This is a genomic window from Paenibacillus wulumuqiensis, assembly GCF_000971965.1.
Lineage (GTDB): Bacteria > Bacillota > Bacilli > Paenibacillales > Paenibacillaceae > Saccharibacillus > Saccharibacillus wulumuqiensis.
Window position 1 is genome coordinate 1 of the sequence record NZ_LAQP01000038.1, and the last position, 716, is coordinate 716.

The following is a 716-nucleotide window of genomic DNA, read 5'->3' on the forward strand; positions in this document are numbered from 1 at the left end:
GCCTCGACAACCCGCTCAAAGGACACTTCCTGGTGGGCGTAAGCTCCCAGGCACTTCTCCTTGACCTGATGGACATAGTCCGTAAAACTCGGATTTTCCTCCATCGTGGTTCGGATCACTACCGTGTTGACGAAGAAACCAATCATCCGCTCCCACTCTGCCCGGGTTCGTCCAGCCACCGGCATGCCGACCAGCAGTTCCTCCTGTCCACTGTACCGATACAGCAGTACGTTGAACGCAGCCAGCAGGGTCATCGGCAGCGTCACTTCCTGTTCCCGGCTCCAGCTTCGCAGCGCTTCCGTCAATCCGGCAGGCAGTTCCCGCTGGATACTCTGTCCGGCTGAAGAAGGAACTTTGGGACGGCGGTACTCGGTCGCCAGCTCCAATACCGGCAGCTCGCCGCCCAGTTCCTGCTTCCAGTACGCCAGTTCCTGCTCCTGACGCGCTTTCTGCTCCGCTTCCCGCTGCCAGCAGGCATAATCGGTATACTGCAGCGAACGGTCAAGCGTACGCGGCGGCTGTGTCATTGCCTGTACGGAGGAATGACTGTCCTGCTCCGGTGATACGGTGATTTCCAGTCCCCGGTACGCGGCTTCCAGTTCCTGCTGCAGCACGCCTACCGACCATCCATCAAACAGGATATGGTGGATCACCCAGCTCAGCACATGGTGACCTGCTTCCAGCTCAATCAGGCGCAGGCGCAGCGGCGGTGCAGC

Annotated in this window: 1 protein-coding gene; it reads right to left on the reverse strand. The window is 59.9% G+C overall.

The window, feature by feature from the left end; genetic code table 11:
- Nucleotides 1-716 (reverse strand): condensation domain-containing protein (locus WH45_RS22605; RefSeq protein ID WP_046216693.1); only part of this gene is annotated, 716 nt, incomplete at both ends.